Here is a 22,109-nt window from a genome sequence, read left to right as displayed (position 1 = left end):
CGGCGGGAGGCCTCCGGCCGAGGCAGGGGCAAAGGATGGGGGCGGGCTCCCGTCCGGGGGCGCTTCCCCTGCGGGAGGCCTCCGGCCGAGGCCAGGGCAGAGGGTGGGGGGCGACTCCCGCACCGGGGGGCGCTTCCCCTGCGGGGGGCCTCCGGCCGAGGCCAGGGCAGAGGGTGGGGGGGCGATTCCCGCACCGGGGACGCTTCCCCTGCGGGGGCCTCCGGCCGGGGCGGGGGCCGGAGGTGACTCCCGTGCCCGGGGGCTTCCCCCTACCGGGCGGCCTCCGGCCGGGGCCGCGTCGGGGTCCACTGCCCTGCCGGGAGCTGCCCCTGCCAGGACCGGGCCGAGGTCCACTCCCCTCCCCGGAGTCGCCGCCCCGAAAATCCCGCCGCAGCGGTGCTCAGCTTCTCCTGCCGCTTCGGCGGTGCCGGGCCGTCCCTCAGTTGGGGTGGGTGGGCCCGTGGGCCCTGTCTCTCCCTGTGGCGCCCGGCACGGAGTCCTTGTTGTGGGGGGTTCGTCCGGCAGACTGGGGGCGTTCTTTGGAAAGTCCCGCCAGGGGGTGTTCGGCCGTGAACGACGATGACGATCTGTGGGGGCGCGCCCATGTCGACCCGCTCGCGGGGGTGCGCGCGGCCGGCGATCCGCCCTGGGACGTGTATCTCACCGGCACCGTCTTCCTGGACATCATCTTCACGGGCCTCGACTCGGCCCCCGTGCGCGGCACCGAGTCCTGGGCCCGGGGCATGGGCTCCAGTCCGGGCGGCATCGCCAACATGGCCACGGCCCTGGCCCGCCTGGGGCTCCGTACCTCCCTGGCCGCCGCGTTCGGCGACGACCACTACGGCGAGTACTGCTGGGACGCCCTGGAGCAGGGCGAGGGCATCGACCTCGCCGCCTCCCGCACGGTCCCGCACTGGCACTCCCCCGTCACCGTCTCCATGGCGTACGAGGGTGAGCGCACGATGGTGTCCCACGGGCACGAGCCACCCCCGGAGGAGCCGGCCCCGGACCGCCCGCCCCGCGCCCGTGCCGCCGTCGCCGCGCTCACCCCGGGCACGTCGGCCCCCTGGATCGCCGAGGCGGCCGGCGCCGGCACCCGGATCTTCGCCGACGTCGGCTGGGACGACACGGGCCGCTGGGACCTGGCGGGCCTCCCCGACCTGGAGCACTGCGAGGCGTTCCTGCCGAACGCCGAGGAGGCGATGCGCTACACCCGTACCGACTGCCCCCGCGCCGCCGCCCACGCCCTGGGCGAGCGCGTACCGCTGTCCGTGGTCACGCTCGGCGCGGAGGGCGCGTACGCCGTGGACGGCCGTACCGGCGAAGCCGCCGAGGTACCCGCGATCCGTGTCGCCGCGCTGGACCCGACCGGCGCGGGCGACGTCTTCGTGGCCGGCTTCGTGACCGGCACCCTCGCGGGCTGGCCGCTGGCCGACCGGCTGGCCTTCGCGGGCCTGACGGCGGCCCTGTCGGTGCAGGACTTCGGCGGCTCCCTGTCGGCGCCCGGCTGGTCGGAGATCGCGGCGTGGTGGCGGCGGGTCCAGCAGTACGAGGACCAGGACCCGACCGCCCTCACGCGCTACGCCTTCCTGGAGGCCCTGCTCCCCGCCACGTCCCGCCCGTGGCCGCTGCGCAGGGCGGTCCCGACGATCGGCTTCCGGCACTCGGCCTGAGCCTCCGAGGACAGCCCCGCGAGGACAGTCCCCGAGGACGTTGCTTCACCAGCGCGGGACCCGGGGCGCCGTCCAGCCCGGTTCGGCGACCCGCATCGCCGCGCCGTCGTCCCGGTCCCGCAGATGACGGTGCGCGTCGTCCCGCCACCGCGCGTGCAGCGCGTCGAGCCGGTCGCGGTCGAGCGTGACGCCGAGCCCCGGCGCGTCGGAGACCGGCACCGCGCCGTCCACGAAGGCGACGCGTTCGGTGAGGACGTCCTCGGACTGCCACGGGTAGTGCGAGTCGCACGCGTGGTGCAGATCGGGGACGGTCGCGGCGACGTGCGTCATCGCGGCGAGGCTGATCCCGAGGTGGGTGTTCGAGTGCATGGACACCCCCACCCCGAACGCCCCGCAAATCGCCGCCAGTTCGCGCGTTTTCCCGAGACCGCCCCAGTAGTGGTGGTCCGAGAGGACGACCTGCACCGCATCCCGCCGGAAAGCCTCCGCGATCTCCGCGACCGTCGTCACACACATGTTGGTCGCCAGCGGCACCGACGTCCCCGCCGCCACCTCCGCCATCGCGGGCGTGCCGAGCGCCGGGTCCTCCAGGTATTCGAGTACGTCGCCGAGTTCGGCGGCGACCCTGAGCGAGGTCTCCACGGACCAGGCCCCGTTGGGGTCGAGCCGCAGCGGGTGTCCGGGGAAGGCGCCGGCGAGTGCGCGGACGGCGGCGATCTCCTCGTCCGGCGGGAAGACACCGCCCTTGAGCTTGAACGACGTGAACCCGTACCGCTCGGTGAACTTCCTTGCCTGGGCGACGACTCCGGCCGGGTCGAGCGCCGCACCCCAGTCGTCGGCCTCGGCGGCGACACCCTCGGGGTGCGCGCCCCATTTGTAGAAGAGATAGGCGCTGTAATCGACCCGGTCCCGGACCTTGCCGCCGAGCAACGCGTGCACGGGCAGCCCGAGCGTCTTGCCCAGCGCGTCGAGACAGGCGACCTCGAACCCGGACACAACGGACAGCCGCAGCTTGTCGGCGGTCTGGACACCCCGCAACCCTCCGACGTCCACGGCACGATCGACCCGGGACGCGTCCACGGACATGTTGTTCATGAGTGTGAACAATCCATTTACGTCAGCCAGTCGATGGCCCGTCAGAGCAGAGCCGAACGGGCGGGCCAGCTCCAGGTACTTGGCGTCCCCGTACGTCTCCCCGACCCCCGTGACGCCGCCGTCCGTCACCACCTCGATGATCAGGCGGGGCGTGTAGGGCTGATGGACACCCTGGGTGTTGAGGAGCGGCGGATCGGCCACCAGGATCGGGGTGAGCCGCACCTCGGCGATGGTCAGATCCGTACCCGCGTACCCCTCCGTCGCACTCATCGGGCCGCTCCGACCAGGCCGAGCCCCGTCCCCACCAGGGTCTCCAGCTCCGCGAGATGGGCGGCGGACGGATCGGTGAGCGGCGCCCGTACCGGGCCGACGGGCCGTCCGCGCAGCCGGGCGGCGGCCTTGACGAGCGACACGGAGTAGCCGGGCACCCGGTCGCGCAGCTCGACCAGCGGCACATAGAAGTCGCGCAACAGCTTCTCCACGATGGCGTCGTCGCCGCCGTGCAGCGCGGCGAAGAAGGCGTCGGCGATCTCGGGCGCGAAGGCGTGGACGGCCGACGAGTAGGCGGGGACGCCGACGGTGGCGTAGGCGCGGGCCTGGATCTCGGCGGTGGCGGCGCCGTTGAAGAAGAGGAAGCCGTCGGGCGCCGCGAAGGTGAGGCGCTGAAGCCGGTCCAGGTCGCTGTGGCCGTCCTTGAGTCCGATGACGCCGGGTGTCCGGGCGATTCGGCGGACCGACGCGGCGTCGAAGGTGACCTGCCCGCGCTGGTACACGATGAGCGGCAGCCCGGTGCGCTCGGCGAGCCGCTCCACCTGCCCGACCAGGCCGTCCTGCGGGGCGTTCACGAGGTAGTGCGGCAGGACGAGCGCGGCGTCGGCGCCCGCCTCCTCGGCGATACGGGCGAACCGGGCGGCCTGCGCCCAGCCGTACCCGGTACCGGCGACCACCGGCATCCGCCCCGCCGCCACCTCGACGGCGGCCGTGACGACCTGCCGGTACTCGTCCTCGTCCAGCGAGAAGAACTCGCCGGTGCCGCAGGCGGGGAAGACGGCGCCGGGCGTGGAGTCGAGCTGCGCCGCCAGATACGTACGGAAGCCGTCGAGGTCGAGGGAGCCGTCGGCGTGGAAGCTGGTCAGCGGGAAGGAGAGGACACCGCGCCGCATCCCGACCCGCAGCCGCGCGGTGACGTCCGCCACCCGCCCCGCCACCCGCTCCGCACCACTTGCCGCACTCATTCGGCCCCCGTCTCCTCATGTAGATGCTGTCCACACATGAGAACTGAGCCTAGATACGCGAACAGGACCCGTCAATGGGCAACCCATGAACCTCCCGCCCCTGTGCGCCCCGGGCAACTGCTACCGTCACCCCCATGAAGCGCGCTGCCATGACGACGACGCCGGAGAGTGTCCCGGCGCGCTGACTGCTGACTGAGTCCGAAGCCCCGGGGCGAGTGCCCCGGGGCTTCGCCGTGTGGTCACTCGCTCCCCGCCCGCGAGGAGAGACCACCATGCAGGACAAAGACCACGACAACGGCCACAGCCACAGCCACGACCACCGCAGAATCGGCCGCGAACTGGGCCTGTTCGACACCGACCCGCTGATCGGCGCCGGGCTCCCGTACTGGCTGCCGGACGGCGCCGCGATCCGGCACGCCCTGGAGGAGTACATCCGGGCCGCCGAGCGCCGCGCGGGCTACCAGCACGTGTACTCACCCGCACTCGGCAAGCGTGAGCTGTACGAGATCTCCGGGCACTGGTCCCACTACAGCGAGGACATGTTCCCCCCGATGGACCTCGGCGGCGAACAGGTCGTCCTGCGCCCGAGCCTGTGCCCGCACCACGCGGTGATGTACCGGTCCCGTTCCCACAGCTACCGCGAACTCCCCCTCCGCATGGCCGAGTTGGGCGGCATGTACCGCGCCGAGCTGTCGGGTGTGCTCGGCGGACTGACCCGCGTACGGGCGATCCAGCTCAACGACGCGCACATCTTCTGCACCCTGGACCAGGTCGCCGACGAGGCACGCGGCGCCCTTGACCTGATCCGCGAGGCGTACGCGGCGCTGGGCATCACCCCGGCCCGTTTCCGGCTGTCACTGCCGGGCCCCGGCGGCAAGTACGTGGCCGACCCGGCGCTGTGGGACCGGTCGGCGGCGCTGCTGACCGACGTACTCGACAAGTCCGGAGTGGCGTACGAGGCCGTGCCGGGCGAGGCCGCGTTCTACGGTCCGAAGATCGACGTACAGGTCGCCGACAACGCGGGACGTGAGTCCACCCTGTCGACCGTGCAGGTCGACTTCCACCAGCCGGAGCGGTTCGATCTCCGGTACGTCGGCGCCGACGGCGCGAAGCACCGGCCCGTCATGGTGCACCGCAGCGTCATCGGCAGTGTCGAGCGGGCGGTGGCGTATCTGATCGAGCGGCACGGCGGCGCGTTCCCCGCGTGGCTCGCGCCGACCCAGGTGGTGGTGCTGCCGATCTCGGACGCCGAGGAGCCCCGGGCCGCCGCTCTCGTACGGCGCTGCGGTGACGCGGGGTTGCGGGCCCGGATGTCCGGGCCCGAGCACGGCACCCTGGGCGCCAGGATCCGGGCCGACCGGCTCGTCCCGTACCAGGCGGTGATCGGCCCGAGGGAGGCGGCGGACGACCTGGTCGCCCTCCGTCTGCGCGACGGCCACCGCCCGGACGCCCTGCCGGCCGGAGAGGCGGTGACCCGTATCGCGGCGATGGCCCGCCCGGACAGCGGCGGCTCCTTGTGGCCGACCGGGAGCTGAGCCCTGAGCCCTGAGCTAAGCCGCGTCCACCGCCGTCCGCCCCAACTGCTCCCGGTACTCACGCGCCACGGCCATCACCTCGTCCAGCGTGTCCCGGGTCCGTACCAGCTCGGCGATGTGCTGGGTGAGCCGTTCGCGTTCCTGGGCCATGCGCTCCAGGGCCGCGTCGGAGTGCTCCTCGCTCGGCGCGTCACGGCAGGGCAGCAGCGCGGCGACGACGCGGCTGGACAGGCCCGCCGCGTACAACTGCTGAATGAACTCGATCCGCCCGACGTCCGAGTCCTTGTAGTACCGCTGCCCGCCCGCGCTGCGCCGACTGGCGAGCAGCCCCTGCTCCTCGTAGTAGCGCAGGGACCGGACACTCACCCCGGTCCGTGACGCCAACTCCCCGATCCGCATACCGCCCGTCCTCCCGGCCGCAACCCACGCCTGTGACCCGCGTCACAGCACTTGCCTCTGACATCAATGTCAGCTTTTAGCGTAGCTCCCGTGCCCGGGATCCGATCCGGGCACGGGAGCTACGAAGGAGTCCTGACGTGACGACCCTCTTCACCAGCCACCGCCTCAGCGGGCTGACGCTGCCCAACCGGGTGGTCATGGCCCCGATGACCCGGGTCAGGGCCGCCGCCGGCGGTCTGGCGACGCCGTCGATGGCGGCGTACTACGCGCAGCGGGCCACGGCCGGGCTGATCGTGAGCGAAGGGGTGCAGCCGAGCCTCGTCGGACAGTCCAATCCGGGTACTCCGGGGCTGTACACCGATGAACAGGTCGCCTCGTGGCGGCCCGTGACCGACGCCGTGCACACCAACGGCGGCCGGATCTTCGCCCAGATCATGCACGGCGGCCGGGTCTCGCACCCGGACACCATCGGTACGCAGCCGGTGGGCCCCTCGGCCGTCCCGGCCGTCGGCGACGTGTTCACCCCGACCGGTCGCCTGCCCGCCCCGATGCCCCGCGCCCTGGACACCGCCGAGGTGCCCGAGCACGCCGCGTCGTACGCCGAGGCCGCCCGGCGCGCCATCGACGCGGGCTTCGACGGCGTCGAACTGCACGGCGCCAACGGCTACTTGATCTCCCAGTTCCTCTCGTCCAACGCCAACCTGCGCACGGACCGGTACGGCGGCCCGATCGCCCACCGCATCCGGTTCGCCGTGGAGGCGGTCACCGCCACCGTCGCGGCGGTCGGCGCGGAGCGGACCGGCATCCGGCTCTCGCCCGGCACCTTCTTCTGGGGCGTCGAGGAGACCGAGGTCCTGGACCTCTACACCGCGCTGTTCGCCGAACTGGCCCCCCTGGACCTGGCCTATGTGCACCTGGAGGCCACCGCCGACGAAGAAATCCTGATCGCCCTGCGCCGACTGTGGCCGGGCACCCTCATCATGAACCCGACGCTCCCGATGGGCCCCCGGCTGACCGGCCGCGACGACGCCGACCGCTGGCTCGGCCTGGGCGCCGACCTGATCGGCTTCGGCCGCGCCTTCATCTCCAACCCGGACCTGGTCGAGCGGCTGCGCGCCGGCCTCCCGATCGCACCCCCGGACGAGGCCACGTACTACGAGGGCGGCGACAGGGGCTATCTGACGTACCCGACCCATCAGTACGCGGCTCCGGCGACCGGGGTGGTCCCGCAGCCCCAAGCGGCCTGACCGGCCCGACCAGCCCGACCGGCCTAAGGGTGAACCGGCTCCTGCCGTCTCTTCGGCAGGGACACCCTCATCAGGTCCGCCGCCACCGTCAGTTCGCCGTCGAACCCCGCGTCCCTGGCCTCCTCCTCGAAGGCGGCCGGGTCCGGGTAGCGCTGGCTGAAGTGGGTCAGGACCAGATGGCGGACCCCCGAATCGACGGCGACGCGCGCCGCCTGATCGGCCGTCAAATGACCGTGGTCCGTGGCCAGTTGTTCGTCCTGGCGGAGGAACGTCGACTCGATCACCAGCATGTCGCAGTCGGCGGCGAGCGCGTACACGCCGTCGCACAGCCGGGTGTCCATGACGAACGCGAACCGCTGGCCCCGGCGGACCTCGCTCACCTCGTCCAGCGTGGTGCCCCGGAGCACGCCCTCGCGTTGCAGGCGGCCCACGTCCGGACCCGTGATGCCGTGCTCGGCGAGCAGGTCGGGCAGCATACGGCGGCTGTCCGGCTCGACCAGGCGGTAGCCGTACGCGTCGACCGGGTGCGAGAGGTGTGCCGTCTCCAGGCGGTATCCGGGCGCGGTGGCGAGCGGCCCTTCGGCCGTGACCGGGGCGTCCGTCAGCGGGACGGTCTCGCGGTACGCGGTGGCGTACCGGAGGCGGTCGAAGAAGCGCCGGCCCGAGACCGGGTAATGGACCGTCACCTCGTGCGGCACCCGGTCGAGGTTGATCCGCTGGATCACCCCGGCGAGCCCCAGCGCGTGGTCACCGTGGAAGTGCGTGACGCAGATCCGGTGGATGTCGTGCGCGGCGACCCCGGCCCGCAGCATCTGGCGCTGGGTGCCCTCGCCGGGGTCGAAGAGGATGCCCTCGCCCTCCCAGCGCAGCAGATAGCCATTGTGGTTGCGGTGCCGGGTGGGCACCTGGCTCGCGGTGCCGAGGACGACGAGTTCCCGTACGGACAAGGCGGTTCGCCCTGCTCAGCCGGGGGGCCACTGGAGGCCGCGGCCCCCGAGGACGTGCGCGTGGGTGTGGAACACGGTCTGGCCCGCGCCCGAACCGGTGTTGAAGACGATCCGGAACCCGGTGGCGTCGACCTTGTCCATCGCGGCGACCTCGGCGGCCTCGCGCAGTATGTCCGCGGCGATCTGCGGTTCGGCGGCGGCGAGCGCGGCGGCGTCGGCGTAGTGCACGCGCGGGATGACCAGGACGTGGGTCGGCGCCTGGGGGTTGATGTCGCGGAAGGCGACGGTCGTCTCGGTCTCACGGACGACGGTCGCCGGGACGTCACCCGCGACGATCTTGCAGAACAGGCAGTCGGCCTGCGGCTCTCCGGCCACGGTCACGCCCTCCTCGACGGTCGGAACGGTCTCTCGATCGGTCTGTCGGCATGCTATCCGCCGCCGGGTGCCCGCCCCTCGCGGGCGCGGGCACCCGACCCCTGTCATGGCTCAGCCGAGCGGCGGCAGCTCCGGTGGCGTCTTGGCCGGGTTCTCGGCGAGCGCCGCAAGCGCGATGCGGATCGCCTCGTCCAGCTGAGGATCGCGGCCCGCCGCGTGGTCCTGCGGGGCCTGGACGACCTCGACGTCCGGGTCGACGCCGTGGTTCTCGACGTCCCAGCCGTAACCCTCCAGCCAGAAGGCGTACTTGGGCTGCGTGACGAGCGTGCCGTCGACCAGGCGGTAGCGGCTGTCGATGCCGATGACGCCGCCCCAGGTACGGGTGCCGACGACGGGTCCGATGCCGAGGGCCTTGATCGCGGCGTTGACGATGTCGCCGTCGGAGCCGGAGAACTCGTTGGCGACGGCGACGACGGGCCCGCGCGGGGCGTCCTGCGGATAGCTGAACGGCTGGAGTCCGCGCGGCAGGTCCCAGCCGACGATCCGGCGGGCGAGCTTCTCGATGACGAGCTGCGAGGTGTGACCGCCGCGGTTCTCGCGGACGTCCACGACCAGCCCCTCGCGGGCGACCTCGACCCGCAGGTCCCGGTGGATCTGGGCCCAGCCGGGCGCCTGCATGTCGGGCACGTGGAGGTAGCCGAGGCGGCCCCCGGACTTCTCGTGGACATAGGCGCGCCGGTCGGCGACCCAGGCGTGGTAGCGCAGGGGTTCCTCGTCGTCCAGCGGGACGACCACGACATGCCGGGGCTCGCCGCCGCCCGCGGGCGAGATGGTGAGTTCCACGGCCTTGCCCGCGGTACCGACGAGGAGCGGTCCGGGGCCGGTCACCGGATCGACGGGCCGGCCGGCGACGGCGACGATCGCGTCCCCGGGGCGCACGGCGACACCGGGTGCGGCGAGCGGCGAGTAGGCGTGCGGGTCGGAGGTCTCGGACGGCAGGATGCGGTCGATCCGCCAGGCGCCGGGCTGACGCGTACCGTCACCGCCGTCACCGCCGCCCTCGCCGCCCGCACTCTCCGCGCCGTCCTCGTCGGCGCGCGAGTCGGCCCGTGAGATGTCCGCGCCGAGCAGCCCGAGCCGCGTGTCGGAGTGGCCCCACCCGCCGGTCGGCGTGATGTACGCGTGCGAGGTGCCGAGTTCGCCGTGCACCTCCCAGAGCAGGTCGACCAGGTCGTCGTGGGTGGCGACGCGGTCCAGGACGGGCCGGTACCGGTCGAGTACGCCGTCCCAGTCGACGCCGCCGAGGTCGGCCCGCCAGTAGTTGTCCCGCATCAGGCGGCCGGTCTCGGCGTACATCTGGCGCCACTCGGCGGCCGGGTCGACGGTCTGCCGGACCCGGCCGAGGTCGACGGTGATGTTGGTGTCGCTGTCGTCGTCGGTGGAGGCGCGCCGGTCGCTGGGGACGACCTTGAGCTTGCCGTCGGTCCACAGCAGGACCCGCTTGCCGTCGCCGCTGACGGAGAAGTGGTCGGCGTCGGACGCGAGATGCTCGACGCGCTTCTGGACGAGGTCGTACCGCTCCAGGTCGGTCTTGGGGTCCGGGTCGTCCGGGGTCGCGCGTGAGGCGCCGAGCACGCCGCGCAGCGGGTGGCGCAGCCACAGGAAGCCGTCCTTGGCGGCCCGCAGGGTGGTGTAGCGGGCGGCCTCGACGGGGAAGGGCACGATCCGGTCGGCGAGCCCTTCCAGGTCGATACGGGTGACCGGGGCGCCCTCGCTGTCGGGGGTCTCGTCCTTGTCGGGGGCCTCGAAGGGGCGGCCGTGGCGCTGCGGTCCGAACGGCGACGGGGTCGTCGCGGCGAGCGTGATCAGATGCGGGCGGGAGCCGCCGACGAAGGCGAGATCGAAGACGTGCTCGTCGTAGACCGGGTCGAAGGCGCGCGCGGACAGGAACGCGAGGTGTTTGCCGTCGGTGGTGAAGGCGGGCGCGTAGTCGCGGAAGCGCAGCGGGGTCGCCTCGGTGACGGACAGGTCGGCGGTGTTCGCGAGTTTGAGCTGCCGCAGCGGGCTGGGTCCGGCGTGCGACCAGGCGAGCCAGGCCGAGTCGGGCGAGAAGACGAGCCCGGTGGCGTCGCCGTGCTCCCCTCGGTCGACCTCGCGGACCTCGCCGGTGGCGCGCTCCACGAACAGGACCCGGCCGTCGTGCGAGGCGACGGCGGCGCGGCTGCCGTCGGGCGCCATGGCGAGCGAGAGGACGCGGCCGAGCTGTCCGGCCCCGAGGCGGCGCGGGGTCGCACCGGGCGCGGCGCCGGTGGCGGGGGCGAATTCGAGGGCGTCGTCGCCCTCGGCGTCGGTGACCCAGACGACGTGTTCCTCGCCGTCGGCGCGGAAGGTGCGGGGCAGCCGGGCGCGGACGCCGGGTTCGGCGGCGAGGGCGCGGGCGGGGCCCTCGCGGTGGGTGATCCAGTGGACGGCGCCGCGTACGGCGAGGGCGCTGCCGCGTCCGGTGTGGTCGGGGGCCCCGGCGCCGAACCAGCGGGCGGCGTTGACGGGGTGCGGCTGGAGGTCGGCGCGCTGTCCGCCGAGGCGGATGTCGAGGCGCCGGGCGCCGGTGCCGGGGGTGCCGTCGAGCGTTTCGGGGCCGTCGAGGGTGTCCACGATCCACAGTTCACCGGCGGACGCGTACACGACGCGGGTGCCGTCGGTGGCCGCGTGGCGCGCGTAGAAACCGTCCGTCGCGGTGTGCCGGCGCAGGTCGGAGCCGTCGGCGAGCGACGAGTACAGGGCGCCGACGCCTTCGTGGTCGGAGAGGAACGCGACGCGTTCGCCGACCCACATCGGGTACTCGATGTTCCCGTCGAGCCCTTCGTGCAGCCGGACGAACTCGCCGGAGCCGTCCCGGTCGATCCACAGCTTGCCCGCCGTACCGCCCCGGTACCGCTTCCACCAGGCGGCCTCGCGCCCCATCGGCGCGGACAGCAGCACCACTTGACCGCCGGGCCCGTACGCGACGCCGCCGACCGGTCCGTACGGGAGGGTCTCGGCGGGGCCGCCGTCGAGGGGGACGGCGCGGGCCCAGGAGCGGCGCAGCGATGCCTGGCCGACGGTGCTGACGGCGAGGACGCGGCCGTCGGGCGTCCAGCCGCGCACCGATGTGCGGTCGCTGCCCCAGTGGGTGAGCCGCCGGGACGGGCCGCCGTCGACGGGGGCGAGGTGCACCTCGGGCGCGCCGTCGCGGGTGGACGACCAGGCGACGGTGGTGCCGTCCGGGGAGATCCGGGGGTGGTTCACGGGGATGTTGTCGGCGCTGACCCGCCATGCGCGTCCGCCGTCGAGGGGGGCGATCCAGACGTCGTCCTCGGCCGTGAAGGCGACCAACTCACCGTGAACATGGGGAAACCGGAAGTACGCAGACTGAGTCACGTGATCACCCTAAGCAGCCCCACCGCCTGTGAACAGTGGTTCCGGTGAATGGCCGGGTCCCGCCCACGGCGCTCGCATACCGGACGCGGGTACGGTCAAGTACGGGACGCGGGTGCGGTCAGCCGCGCAGCAGCAGCCACTCCTGCAACTCGACCAGATTGCCCTCGGGATCCTTCAGATGGGCGACGCGCATCCGGTCGGTCATGGCGGACGGGCCCTGGAGGAGGGCGCCGCCGCGCGCGGTGACGTCCGCGCAGTAGGCGTCCAGGTCCTCCACGCGCAGCACGACGAGGGAGCGGTGTCCGACGGCGGTCCCGGCGAGTTCGCCGAGCAGTTCGGCCATCATGGCCCGGTCCTGGAGCGCGATCCCCGCCGACCCGGTGTGCGGGCTGAACTTCTCGTACGGCCCGTCAACGGCGCCCGACTGCGGCTTGAGGCCGAGCACGTCGGCGTAGAAGCGGTAGCAGGCGGGGAAGTCGGAGACGAGCAGCCTCACCTGGGCGAGTTCCAACGGGGCCTCCTTGGATGGCGGTTCTGGGCCGGTGGTTCGGGACCGGTGCTTCGGGACCGGCGTTCAGGACCAGCGGCCGGTGCGGCCGAGCAGCAGCGCCCCGGCCGCGGTCCCGGCGGTCGACGTACGCAGTACGGTACGCCCCAGTCTGTACGCTTTTGCCCCGACGCCGGTGAACAGCTCCAACTCCTCGGGCGCGATGCCGCCCTCGGGGCCGACGACGAGCACGATCTCGCCGCTTGCCGGGAGTTCCGCGCTCGCCAGGGGTTCGCTCGGGTAGTCCCGGTCCTCGTGCAGGACGGCCGCCAGTTCGGCGCGGGCGAGCAGGGCGGCGACCTGCTTGGTGGTCATCGGCTCGGCGATCTCGGGGAACCGGACGCGGCGGGCCTGCTTCCCGGACTCGCGTGCGGTGGCGCGCCACTTGCCGAGCGCCTTGACACCCCGATCGCCCCGCCACTGCGTGACACAGCGGGCCGCGGCCCACGGCACGATCGCGTCGACGCCGGTCTCGGTCATGGTCTCGACGGCGAGTTCGCCGCGGTCCCCCTTGGGCAGCGCCTGGACGACGGTGATCCGGGGGGTCTCCTCGGGTTCGTCGGTGAACGAGTCCATCTGGACCACGAGCCGGTCCTTGCCCTCGGCGGCGAGGACGACGCAGTCCGCCCAGCGCCCGCGCCCGTCGGTCAGGACGACGTCCTCGCCGGGCCGCAGCCGCTTCACGGACACGGCGTGCCGCCCTTCGGCGCCGTCGAGGACATAGCGCCCGGCGGGTCCCGCGTCGAAGTGCGCGACGACGAAGACGGGCGCGGTCATGACGCCCTCCGCAGCACCAGCGCGTCGCCCGCGGCCTCCAGCTCGGCGGTCAGTACCTCGACAAGCTGTCCGGCGGGCAGTTCGCGGGCGAGCCGGTGGCCCTGGCCCGCCCAGAGCGCCATGCCCTGCGGGTCGCCCGCCTTGGCCGCGGCCTTGCGCAGTCCGGCGGTGAGGTGGTGGATCTGCGGGTAGGCGGCGGGCGCGTACGGGCCGTGTTCGCGCATGAAGCGGTTGACGAGGCCGCGTGCGGGGCGGCCCGAGAAGGCGCGGGTGAGCCGGGTGCGGTTGAACAGCGGGTCGGTGAGCGCCTGTTTGTGCAGGACGTGGGCGCCCGACTCGGGGGTGATCAGGAAGGCGGTGCCGAGCTGGGCCGCGTCGGCGCCCGCCGCGAGGACGGAGGCGATCTGGGCGCCGCGCATCAGCCCGCCGGCCGCGATGATCGGGAGCTGCGCGGTCTCGCGGATCTGCGCCACGAGGGTCAGCAGTCCGAGCCCGGCGCCGTCGTTCTCGATGTTGTCGCGGTGGGTGCCCTGGTGGCCGCCCGCCTCGATGCCCTGCGCGATGACGCCGTCCGCTCCGGCCCACTGCACGGTCTGCGCCTCCTCGGGCGTGGTGGCCGTGACGAGGGTGAGGGTGCCGACCTTCTTGAGGGACTCCACGACCTCGCGGGTCGGGCAGCCGAAGTGGAAGGAGACGACCGGGACCGGGTCGTCCACGAGGATCGCCAGCTTGGCCACGTATCCGTCGTCCAGCCCGGCGTCCGTGTCACCGAGCCGGGTCTCGTACCAGGTGGACTCGCCGGCGAGCTGGTGACGGTAGACGGCGATGGCCGCCGGGTCGGCGTGGTCGGGCTGCGGCAGGAAAAGGTTGACACCGAAAGGGCGGGATGTGAGGCCCCGCACCTGCTTGATCTCCTCGTACATCCCGTCGGCGGTCTTGTATCCGGCGGCGAGGAATCCGAGCCCGCCCGCGTCGGAGACGGCCGCCGCGAGCTGGGGCCGGGAAACGCCGCCCGCCATGGGCGCCTGCACGATCGGGCGTGGGAAGAGATCGGTCAGTGCGGAGGACATGACGGCATGTTGTCACGTCCTCCGCACAAGTCCGAATCCAGCCTTACGCCTGGCATATTCCGCTGACCGTAAGGCTTTACCGACGGTAAGTCGGCACCCGTCGGCACCGGTTTCGACCGAAAGTCAGCCGTAATTCAGCGGCCGTTGAAAGCATCCTTCAGGCGGGAGAAGAGCCCCTGTTGTCCTGGCTGAAACTGGCCGGTGGGGCGCTCCTCACCCCGCAGTACGGCCAGCTCCCGAAGGAGCCGCTCCTGTTCCGGATCGAGCTTCGACGGGGTCTGCACCTCGACATGCACGATGAGGTCACCGCGCCCGCCGCCGCGCAGATGGGTCACTCCGCGCCCGTGCTTGGGGATGGACTGCCCGGACTGGGTGCCCGGTCTGATGTCGACCTCTTCGAGGCCGTCCAGCGTCTCCAGGGGCACCTTGGTGCCCAGGGCCGCCGCCGTCATCGGGAGGGTCACCGTGCAGTGCAGATCGTCGCCGCGCCGCTGGAACACGGAGTGCGGCAACTCATGGATCTCGACGTACAGATCACCGGCCGGGCCGCCGCCGGGGCCGACCTCGCCCTCGCCCGCGAGCTGGATCCGGGTGCCGTTGTCGACACCCGCCGGGATCTTCACGGTCAGGGTGCGGCGCGAGCGGACCCGGCCGTCTCCCGCGCACTCCGGGCACGGCGTGGGCACCACGGTGCCGAAGCCCTGGCACTGGGGGCACGGCCGCGAGGTCATGACCTGGCCGAGGAAGGACCGGGTCACCTGCGAGACCTCGCCACGGCCGCGGCACATGTCGCAGGTCTGGGCGCTGGTGCCGGGGGCCGCGCCCTCGCCGTTGCAGGTGGTGCAGACGACGGCCGTGTCGACCTGGATGTCCTTGGTGGTCCCGAAGGCCGCCTCGTCCAGCTCGATCTCCAGCCGGATCATCGCGTCCTGGCCGCGCCGGGTGCGCGAGCGGGGGCCGCGCTGGGACGCCGTGCCGAAGAAGGCGTCCATGATGTCCGAGAAGTTGCCGAAGCCACCGGCTCCGAAACCGCCCGCGCCGCCGCCCGCCTGCGAGAGCGGGTCACCGCCGAGGTCGTAGACCTGCTTCTTCTGCGGGTCCGACAACACCTCGTAGGCGGCGTTGATCTCCTTGAACCGCTCCTGGGTCTTCGGGTCGGGGTTCACGTCCGGATGCAGCTCGCGCGCGAGCCTCCGGAACGCCTTCTTGATCTCGTCCTGGGAAGCGTCGCGGCGCACGCCGAGTACGGCGTAATAGTCCGTGGCCACTTACGACTCCGCCAGGATCTGTCCGACGTAACGTGCCACTGCGCGTACTGCTCCCATCGTTCCCGGGTAGTCCATGCGGGTCGGGCCGACCACGCCGAGCTTGGCCACTGCCTCGCCGCCCGAACCGTAGCCCACCGACACGACGGACGTGGAGTTGAGTCCCTCATGCGCGTTCTCATGACCGATCCGTACGGTCATGCCCGAATCCTTGGCCTCGCCCAGGAGCTTGAGAAGCACGACCTGCTCCTCAAGGGCCTCCAGGACGGGCCGGATCACCAGAGGGAAGTCGTGCCCGAAGCGGGTGAGATTGGCGGTGCCGCCGATCATCAACCGCTCCTCCGTCTCCTCGACCAGCGTCTCCAGCAGGGTGGAGAGCACGGTCGAGACGATGCCGCGGTCCTCCGCCTCGAAGGCGTCCGGCAGATCCTGCACCAACTGCGGCACATCCGTGAAGCGGCGGCCCGCGACCCTGCTGTTGAGCCGGGCCCGCAGATCGGCCACCGACGCCTCACCGAAGGGCGCCGGGCAGTCGACCATCCGCTGCTCGACCCGGCCGGTGTCCGTGATCAGGACGAGCATCACGCGGGCCGGCGCCAGCGAAAGCAGCTCGACATGGCGCACCGTCGAGCGGGTCAGCGAGGGGTACTGCACGACGGCGACCTGCCGGGTGAGCTGCGCGAGCAGCCGCACGGTCCGGCCCACCACGTCGTCCAGGTCGACGGCGCCGTCGAGGAAGTTCTGGATCGCCCGGCGCTCGGGCGCCGTCATCGGCTTCACGCCCGCGAGCTTGTCGACAAAAAGCCGGTACCCCTTGTCGGTGGGGATCCGTCCGGCGCTGGTGTGCGGCTGGGCGATGTACCCCTCGTCCTCCAGGGCCGCCATGTCGTTGCGCACGGTCGCCGGTGAGACGCCGAGGCTGTGCCGCTCGGTCAGCGCCTTGGAGCCGACGGGCTCCTCGGTGCCGACATAGTCCTGGACGATGGCGCGCAGCACTTCGAGCCTGCGTTCACTGAGCATCGCGCGCACCTCCAGCAATGTGTGTTCCCTGCCCCTCTGGCACTCAGAGCAGGCGAGTGCCAGCATTCCCGGAGCCAGTGTACGGCCGGTGGGTACGCCGGTAGCAAGGCCGGGCGCGACCTATGTCGTAGCGTCGCGGTATGGGCATCGGTACGGGTATCCCTCCGGGGATCGCTTGGGAAGAGCCGGGGTGGGAACGGCTGGCCTCCGGGGTCGGCCGGCGCCGCCTTCCCGCCTGGGACTGCACGGCGGGTCTGGTCGCCGGGGCCGACAGCGCGCTGCTGGTCGACAGCGGCGGGACGGTACGCGAGGGGGCGGACCTGCGCCGGGACACCATGCGGCTCCTCGGCGCGGGCCGCCGGGTCACGCATGTCGCGCTGACGCATCCGCACTTCGACCATGTCCTGGGCACATCGGCGTTCGCGGGCGTGGAGGTGTACGGGGCGCTGGGCGCGGGCGAGATCCTCACGCGGGGCGCGGACGAGCTGCGTACGGACGCGGTACGGCACGGAGCCGACCCGAGGGCCGCCGCGGAGGCCGTCGAGCTGCTGGTCCGCCCCCGGTACGAGGTTCCCGTACCCGGCGAGTGGACGCTCGACCTGGGCGGCGGGGTGCGGGTGCTCCTGGTGAACCTGGGCGCCGCGCACTCGGGCCACGATCTGGCGGTCGTCGTGCCCGGCTCTCCCCGGGTCGTGTTCTGCGGCGACCTGGTCGAGGAGTCGGGCGAACCGCAGGCCGGCCCGGACGCGGTCCCGTCACGGTGGCCGGCCGCCCTGGACCGCCTCCTGGAGCTGGGCGGCGAGGACGCGCGGTACGTCCCCGGGCACGGTTCTGTCGTGAATGCGGAGTTCGTCCGGTCCCAGCGTGACCGCCTGACCAGGAGATTCGGCGTGTCGTGAGCCACGCCCGGCCCCTTCTTCCTATCGTCGGTCGAATGCGCCAGTACTCGCCGGACCTGACTCCGCCGTGGAAGAAGAAGCAGCCCGTACCCGAGGTACCGGCCGAGCCGGGGCTCGTGGTCGAGGAGCCGGGTACGGGGTTCTGCGGTGCGGTGATCCGGTGCGAGGCGGGGACGGTCACGCTGGAGGACCGGTTCGGCAAGCACCGGGTGTTCCCGCTGGAGCCGCGCGGATTCCTGCTGGAGGGCAAGGTGGTGACCCTGGTCCGGGCCGCCACGGGCGCCCCCTCGCGACCGGCCCGTACCGCGTCCGGTTCGGTGGCGGTGCCGGGCGCTCGGGCGCGGGTGGCCCGCGCCGGTCGGATCTACGTCGAAGGCCGGCACGACGCGGAACTCGTCGAGAAGGTGTGGGGCGACGACCTCCGGATCGAGGGCGTGGTGGTCGAGTACCTGGAGGGCGTGGACGATCTCCCGGCGATCGTCGCGGAGTTCGCACCGGGCCCCGACGCCCGGCTCGGCGTCCTGGTCGACCACCTCGTACCCGGCAGCAAGGAGTCCCGCATCGCGGCGGAGATCACCAGCGAGTACGCCCTGGTGGTGGGCCACCCGTACATCGACATCTGGGAAGCAGTGAAGCCGACCACCATCGGCATCCCGGAGTGGCCCCGGATCCCCCGGGGCCAGGACTGGAAGACGGGCGTCTGCAGGGCGCTGCGCTGGCCTGACCAGACGGGGATGGCGTGGCAGCGGATTCTGGCTTCCGTACAGAGCTACAGGGATCTGGAACCGGAACTTCTGGGGTCGGTGGAACGGTTGATCGACCACGTGACGGAGTGACGCTCCGCGGGTGGACCGGACATTCGGGTGCAGGTCGGATGCGTCCTGTTGCGCAGTTCCCCGCGCCCCTGAGGGGGGTGGCGAAGGCCGACTATCGACTGCGGGCCGTCGGCCGTTTTGCGCAGTTCCCCGCGCCCCTGAAAGAGACGGCTGACGCCCGTTGTCGACTGCCGGCCGCGCCCGCTTTCCAAGGGGCGCGGGGAACTGCGCACCCCGCCACACCCAACCCGCACCCCAACAACCGGCCCCACCACCCCCCTCAGGGGCGCGGGGAACTGCGCGACAAGCCACACACGACCCACGGGTGACCACCGGCCCCAGCCCCCCCTCTCCAGGGGCGCGGGGAACTGCGCACCCAGCCACACACGACCCGCACCCCAACAACCAGCCCCACCACCCCCTCAGGGGCGCGGGGAACTGCGCAACAAACCACACCCAACCCGCACCCGACCACCGGCCCCACCCACCCCCTCTTCAGGGGCGCGGGGAACTGCGCACCCCGCCACACCCAACCCGCACCCTCAGTCGACCAGATCCCGCACCACCGCATCAGCCAAAAGCCGCCCCCGCAGGGTAAGGACCGCCCAACCCTCCTCGTACGGGCCCGGTTGCAGAAGGCCGTCCTTGAGGGCCTGGCGGGACGCCGCGAGGCCGGTCGGCCTCAGGAGCGTCAGAGGGCAGCCGTCGCTCAGACGGAGTTCAAGCAGGACCCGCTCCACCCGCCGGTCCTCGTCCGACAGGACCTCACGGCCCGCACCGGGCGAGCGACCCGCCGCCAGGGCACCCGCATAGGCGCCGGGATGCTTCACGTTCCACCACCGCACCCCACCGACATGACTGTGCGCACCGGGCCCCGCGCCCCACCAGTCCGCGCCACGCCAGTACAACTCGTTGTGCAGACACCGACCCGCCTCGCTCGTGGCCCAGTTCGACACCTCGTACGACTCGAATCCGGCCATCCCCAGCACCTCGTCCGCGATGAGGTACCGATCGGCGTGGACGTCGTCGTCCGTCATCGGGACCTCGCCGCGCCGAATGCGGCGGGCGAGCTGCGTGCCCTCCTCGACGATGAGCGCGTACGCGGACACATGGTCGGGCCCCGCACCGATCGCGGCGTCGAGCGAGGCCCGCCAGTCGTCGTCGGACTCGCCCGGCGTGCCGTAGATCAGGTCGAGATTGACGTGCTCGAACCCGGCGGCGCGGGCCTCGGCGACGCACGCTTCGGGGCGCCCCGGCGTGTGGGTGCGGTCGAGGATCTTGAGCACGTGCTGCCGCGCGCTCTGCATGCCGAACGAGATCCGGTTGAACCCGCCTTCGCGCAGCGCCGCGAGATAGGCCGGATCGACGGACTCCGGATTCGCCTCCGTGGTGATCTCGGCACCGTCGGCGAGACCGAACTCGTCCCGGACGGCGGCGAGCATCCGGACCAGGTCACCGGCGGCGAGCAGCGTCGGCGTACCCCCGCCCACGAACACGGTCCGGACCGGCCGGGGATCGTCGCCCAGGACCTTGCGGGCGAGACGGATCTCGTCGACGAGGGTGTCGGCGTAGTTGTCGCGCGAGGCGAGTACACCGCCGGTGGAGCGGAGTTCGGTGGCGGTGTAGGTGTTGAAGTCGCAGTATCCGCAGCGGGTCGCGCAGTACGGCACATGCAGATAGAAGCCGAGGGGCCGGGCGGAGGCGCCGGCGAGAGCGGAGGCCGGAAGGCCACCGTCGTCCGGCACGGCCTCCCCCTCAGGAAGCACGGAGGGCATGGCCCCATTGTCCCCCGCCCACGCATTACCACCGCCGCCCCCACCTCACCCCCAGTTCCGTCACTCGCCGCATGCGCGCCCCGCCGGTCTGTCACTCTGTTGCGATGCGACGCGAGAGCGCGGTCCGGGCGGTGATCCCGCCGAGCCGTCGGCGGCGGCCGACGCCGCGCGAAGCCAGGACGTCCCTGCCCGGAAACCCGCAGTCCCCGGCCGCTGCCAGGCGATTCGTCCGTACGACGCTGACGCACTGGACGGGCCCGGTCGTCCTGGACCGGCTGGTGGACGACGCGGTGCTGCTCGTCAGTGAGCTGGTCACCAACGCGGTGGTGCACGCCGGCACGGACGTGGGGCTGCTGTGCCGCCTGGAGGACACGGCGGACGACGGCACGGCACTGGTCGTGGAGATCTCCGACCACCATCCCGCGCGGCCGATACGCGGCGGTCTGGCGCCCGTGGGCCAGGAGACCCCCGAGTTCGGCCACGGACTCCAGCTCGTCTCGGGGCTGGCCGCGGCCTGGGGCATCACGTACCGCCCGGGGACGAAGACGGTGTGGGCGCGGCTGCCGGTGGACTCCCGCGAGCAACCGCACCCGGCCCTCGGGGGACTCACGGCCGACGGCGACCACGGCGACGTCCTCGGGCCCCGCCAGGACCCCGAGGACCAGGACTGGGTCAACCGGGGCGCCCTCACCTTCCTCGCCGAGGCGTCCGACCTGCTCGCCGGACAGTTGGACGAGGAGCATGTCGCCGCGCTCGCCGGACAGCTCCTGGTGCCCCGGCTCGCCGACTGGTGCGCGGTCTGGCTCACCGACGAGGCCGACCGGCTCGGCCAGGGCGGCGCCGACGGCTTCGCCACCGGCAGCCGCCCCGCCCGCGTGTGGCACGGCAGCGAGAACCGGATCGAGGACCTCCGCCAGGCCCTGGAGAACGACCCGCCGGTCCTGCCGCTGCCGGCGAGCGATCCGGAGCGGTCGGGTCCGGTGCCCGTGCCCTGGCCGAAAGCCGCCTTCGGCGACGGCGATCCGACGGGGGCCGCACTGGCGTTCCGCCTGGCCGCCGGTGGCCGGCCGCTCGGCACCCTGATGATCGGGCGGGCCGGACTGCTCCGGTTCCCCGACGAGGTCACCGGCCTGGTCGAGGACTTCGGCCGCCGCGTCGCGCTCGCCATCGGAGCGGCCCGCCAGTACACGCGCCAGGCCACCATCAGCCGCGTCCTGCAACGCGGGCTGCTGCCCAGCGCCGTCGCCGAGATCCCCGGCATGCGCAGCGCCCTCGTCTACGAGCCACGGGAGGCGGGCGGACCCGGCGGCGACTTCTACGACGTGTTCCCGGCCGGGGACGGCCGCTGGTGCTTCGCGCTCGGCGACGTCCAGGGCAAGGGCCCCGAGGCGGCGGTCGTGATCGGCCTCGCCCGGCCCTGGCTGCGGCTGCTCGCCCGCGAGGGCTACCAGGTCGGCGAAGTGCTCGACCGGTTGAACCAGTTACTCCTCGACGACGCGACCGAGGCCGCCGACGCGGCGGCGCGCGCCCTGGCGGCGGCCGGCGGCCCCTCCGTACCGCCCGAGGGGCCGCTGCCGCGCTTCCTGTCCGTGCTGTACGGGGAGCTGGTGCCGGTCGACGGCGGGGTGCGGTGCACCCTCGCGTCGGCCGGGCATCCGCTGCCGCTGGTGCTCGGGGCCGACGGTGTGGTGCGGGCGGCGGCGAAACCGCAGGTCCTCCTAGGCGTGGTCGAGGAGGCCGCGTACCGCACGGAGACCTTCGACCTGCGGTCCGGTGAAACGTTGCTCTGTGTCACGGACGGCGTGACGGAGCGCCGGGCCGGGCGGCGGCAGTTCGACGACGGGGACGGGCTCGCCACCGCCCTCGCCGGGTGCGCGGGCCTCACCGCGCCGCTCGTGGCGGAACGTATCCGCACCCTGGTCCACGCCTTCGCGCCCGAACCGCCGGAGGACGACCTCGCCCTGCTCGTCCTTCAAACCGTCTGACCGGCCGCCCTCCGCCAGGTCCCGGACCGG

The 22,109-nt window shown here is 72.7% G+C and carries 18 protein-coding genes; 6 read left to right on the top strand and 12 right to left on the bottom strand.

The window, feature by feature from the left end; all coding sequences use genetic code 11:
* Window positions 1–569 precede the first annotated feature (569 nt).
* Entirely contained in the window at window positions 570–1,673 is a 1,104-nt protein-coding gene (locus ACIQNU_RS02715; protein WP_401360127.1) for a carbohydrate kinase family protein, read from the top strand.
* Between the two features lie 45 nt (window positions 1,674–1,718).
* Here the strand turns inward: ACIQNU_RS02715 and ACIQNU_RS02710 are convergent, their stop codons facing one another.
* Both ACIQNU_RS02710 and ACIQNU_RS02705 read right to left on the bottom strand, forming a co-directional pair.
* The gene (locus tag ACIQNU_RS02710; RefSeq protein ID WP_401360125.1) at window positions 1,719–3,038 is read right to left on the bottom strand and encodes a glucarate dehydratase family protein; all 1,320 of its coding nucleotides are present in this window, start codon (window positions 3,036–3,038) and stop codon (window positions 1,719–1,721) included.
* A complete protein-coding gene (locus ACIQNU_RS02705) occupies window positions 3,035–4,003 on the bottom strand; it encodes a 5-dehydro-4-deoxyglucarate dehydratase (protein ID WP_401360122.1) in 969 nt (322 codons plus the stop codon). The genes ACIQNU_RS02710 and ACIQNU_RS02705 overlap by 4 nt, the downstream gene beginning before the upstream one ends.
* A 272-nt stretch (window positions 4,004–4,275) precedes the next feature.
* Here ACIQNU_RS02705 and thrS point away from each other — a divergent pair, with 272 nt between their 5' ends.
* Window positions 4,276–5,538 carry a threonine--tRNA ligase gene (gene thrS, locus ACIQNU_RS02700; RefSeq protein WP_401360119.1) on the top strand — a complete coding sequence of 421 codons (1,263 nt, stop codon included), beginning with the start codon at window positions 4,276–4,278 and terminating at the stop codon, window positions 5,536–5,538.
* A 15-nt stretch (window positions 5,539–5,553) separates the two neighbouring features.
* Here the strand turns inward: thrS and ACIQNU_RS02695 are convergent, their stop codons facing one another.
* Complete coding sequence (locus ACIQNU_RS02695) at window positions 5,554–5,937, bottom strand: MerR family transcriptional regulator (protein WP_401360116.1); 384 nt, start codon at window positions 5,935–5,937, stop codon at window positions 5,554–5,556.
* Window positions 5,938–6,074: 137 nt separating this feature from the next.
* Here ACIQNU_RS02695 and ACIQNU_RS02690 point away from each other — a divergent pair, with 137 nt between their 5' ends.
* On the top strand, window positions 6,075–7,184 hold the full coding sequence (locus tag ACIQNU_RS02690; protein WP_401360113.1) for an alkene reductase: 1,110 nt from the start codon (window positions 6,075–6,077) through the stop codon (window positions 7,182–7,184).
* Window positions 7,185–7,207: 23 nt separating this feature from the next.
* Here the strand turns inward: ACIQNU_RS02690 and ACIQNU_RS02685 are convergent, their stop codons facing one another.
* The 8 genes from ACIQNU_RS02685 to hrcA all read right to left on the bottom strand — a co-directional run bounded on the left by ACIQNU_RS02685 (window position 7,208) and on the right by hrcA (window position 16,605).
* Complete coding sequence (locus tag ACIQNU_RS02685) at window positions 7,208–8,131, bottom strand: ribonuclease Z (RefSeq protein WP_401360110.1); 924 nt, start codon at window positions 8,129–8,131, stop codon at window positions 7,208–7,210.
* A gap of 15 nt (window positions 8,132–8,146) precedes the next feature.
* Window positions 8,147–8,506 carry a histidine triad nucleotide-binding protein gene (locus ACIQNU_RS02680; protein ID WP_401362383.1) on the bottom strand — a complete coding sequence of 120 codons (360 nt, stop codon included), beginning with the start codon at window positions 8,504–8,506 and terminating at the stop codon, window positions 8,147–8,149.
* Window positions 8,507–8,617: 111 nt separating this feature from the next.
* Complete coding sequence (locus ACIQNU_RS02675) at window positions 8,618–11,926, bottom strand: S41 family peptidase (RefSeq protein ID WP_401360107.1); 3,309 nt, start codon at window positions 11,924–11,926, stop codon at window positions 8,618–8,620.
* A gap of 118 nt (window positions 11,927–12,044) precedes the next feature.
* Complete coding sequence (locus ACIQNU_RS02670) at window positions 12,045–12,437, bottom strand: VOC family protein (protein ID WP_401360104.1); 393 nt, start codon at window positions 12,435–12,437, stop codon at window positions 12,045–12,047.
* 63 nt (window positions 12,438–12,500) lie between these two features.
* Window positions 12,501–13,250: a 16S rRNA (uracil(1498)-N(3))-methyltransferase gene (locus tag ACIQNU_RS02665; RefSeq protein WP_401360102.1), complete on the bottom strand. Its 750-nt coding sequence runs from the start codon at window positions 13,248–13,250 to the stop codon at window positions 12,501–12,503.
* On the bottom strand, window positions 13,247–14,320 hold the full coding sequence (locus tag ACIQNU_RS02660; protein WP_401360099.1) for a nitronate monooxygenase: 1,074 nt from the start codon (window positions 14,318–14,320) through the stop codon (window positions 13,247–13,249). Before ACIQNU_RS02660 ends, ACIQNU_RS02665 begins: the two co-directional genes overlap by 4 nt.
* A 134-nt stretch (window positions 14,321–14,454) precedes the next feature.
* Window positions 14,455–15,588, bottom strand: a complete 1,134-nt coding sequence (dnaJ, locus tag ACIQNU_RS02655) for a molecular chaperone DnaJ (protein ID WP_401360096.1) — start codon at window positions 15,586–15,588, stop codon at window positions 14,455–14,457.
* The gene (hrcA, locus tag ACIQNU_RS02650; protein WP_401360094.1) at window positions 15,589–16,605 is read right to left on the bottom strand and encodes a heat-inducible transcriptional repressor HrcA; all 1,017 of its coding nucleotides are present in this window, start codon (window positions 16,603–16,605) and stop codon (window positions 15,589–15,591) included.
* A 140-nt stretch (window positions 16,606–16,745) separates the two neighbouring features.
* On the opposite strand from hrcA, the gene ACIQNU_RS02645 reads away from it, so the two are divergent.
* Together ACIQNU_RS02645 and ACIQNU_RS02640 are read left to right on the top strand one after the other, a co-directional pair.
* The gene (locus ACIQNU_RS02645; RefSeq protein WP_401360091.1) at window positions 16,746–17,504 is read left to right on the top strand and encodes an MBL fold metallo-hydrolase; all 759 of its coding nucleotides are present in this window, start codon (window positions 16,746–16,748) and stop codon (window positions 17,502–17,504) included.
* A 35-nt stretch (window positions 17,505–17,539) separates the two neighbouring features.
* Window positions 17,540–18,340, top strand: a complete 801-nt coding sequence (locus tag ACIQNU_RS02640; protein WP_401360088.1) for a DUF3097 domain-containing protein — start codon at window positions 17,540–17,542, stop codon at window positions 18,338–18,340.
* Between the two features lie 521 nt (window positions 18,341–18,861).
* On the opposite strand, the gene hemW is transcribed toward ACIQNU_RS02640, so the two are convergent.
* A complete protein-coding gene (hemW, locus tag ACIQNU_RS02635) occupies window positions 18,862–20,094 on the bottom strand; it encodes a radical SAM family heme chaperone HemW (RefSeq protein ID WP_401360085.1) in 1,233 nt (410 codons plus the stop codon).
* Window positions 20,095–20,198: 104 nt separating this feature from the next.
* Between hemW and ACIQNU_RS02630 the strand changes: the two genes are divergently transcribed.
* On the top strand, window positions 20,199–22,079 hold the full coding sequence (locus ACIQNU_RS02630) for a SpoIIE family protein phosphatase (RefSeq protein WP_401360082.1): 1,881 nt from the start codon (window positions 20,199–20,201) through the stop codon (window positions 22,077–22,079).
* The last annotated feature ends 30 nt before the right edge of the window (window positions 22,080–22,109 follow it).

It is taken from the genome of Streptomyces sp. NPDC091292 (assembly GCF_044757265.1).
GTDB lineage: Bacteria > Actinomycetota > Actinomycetes > Streptomycetales > Streptomycetaceae > Streptomyces.
Note: the sequence above shows the minus strand (reverse complement) of the source record. Positions and strands in the feature narration are given on the sequence as shown.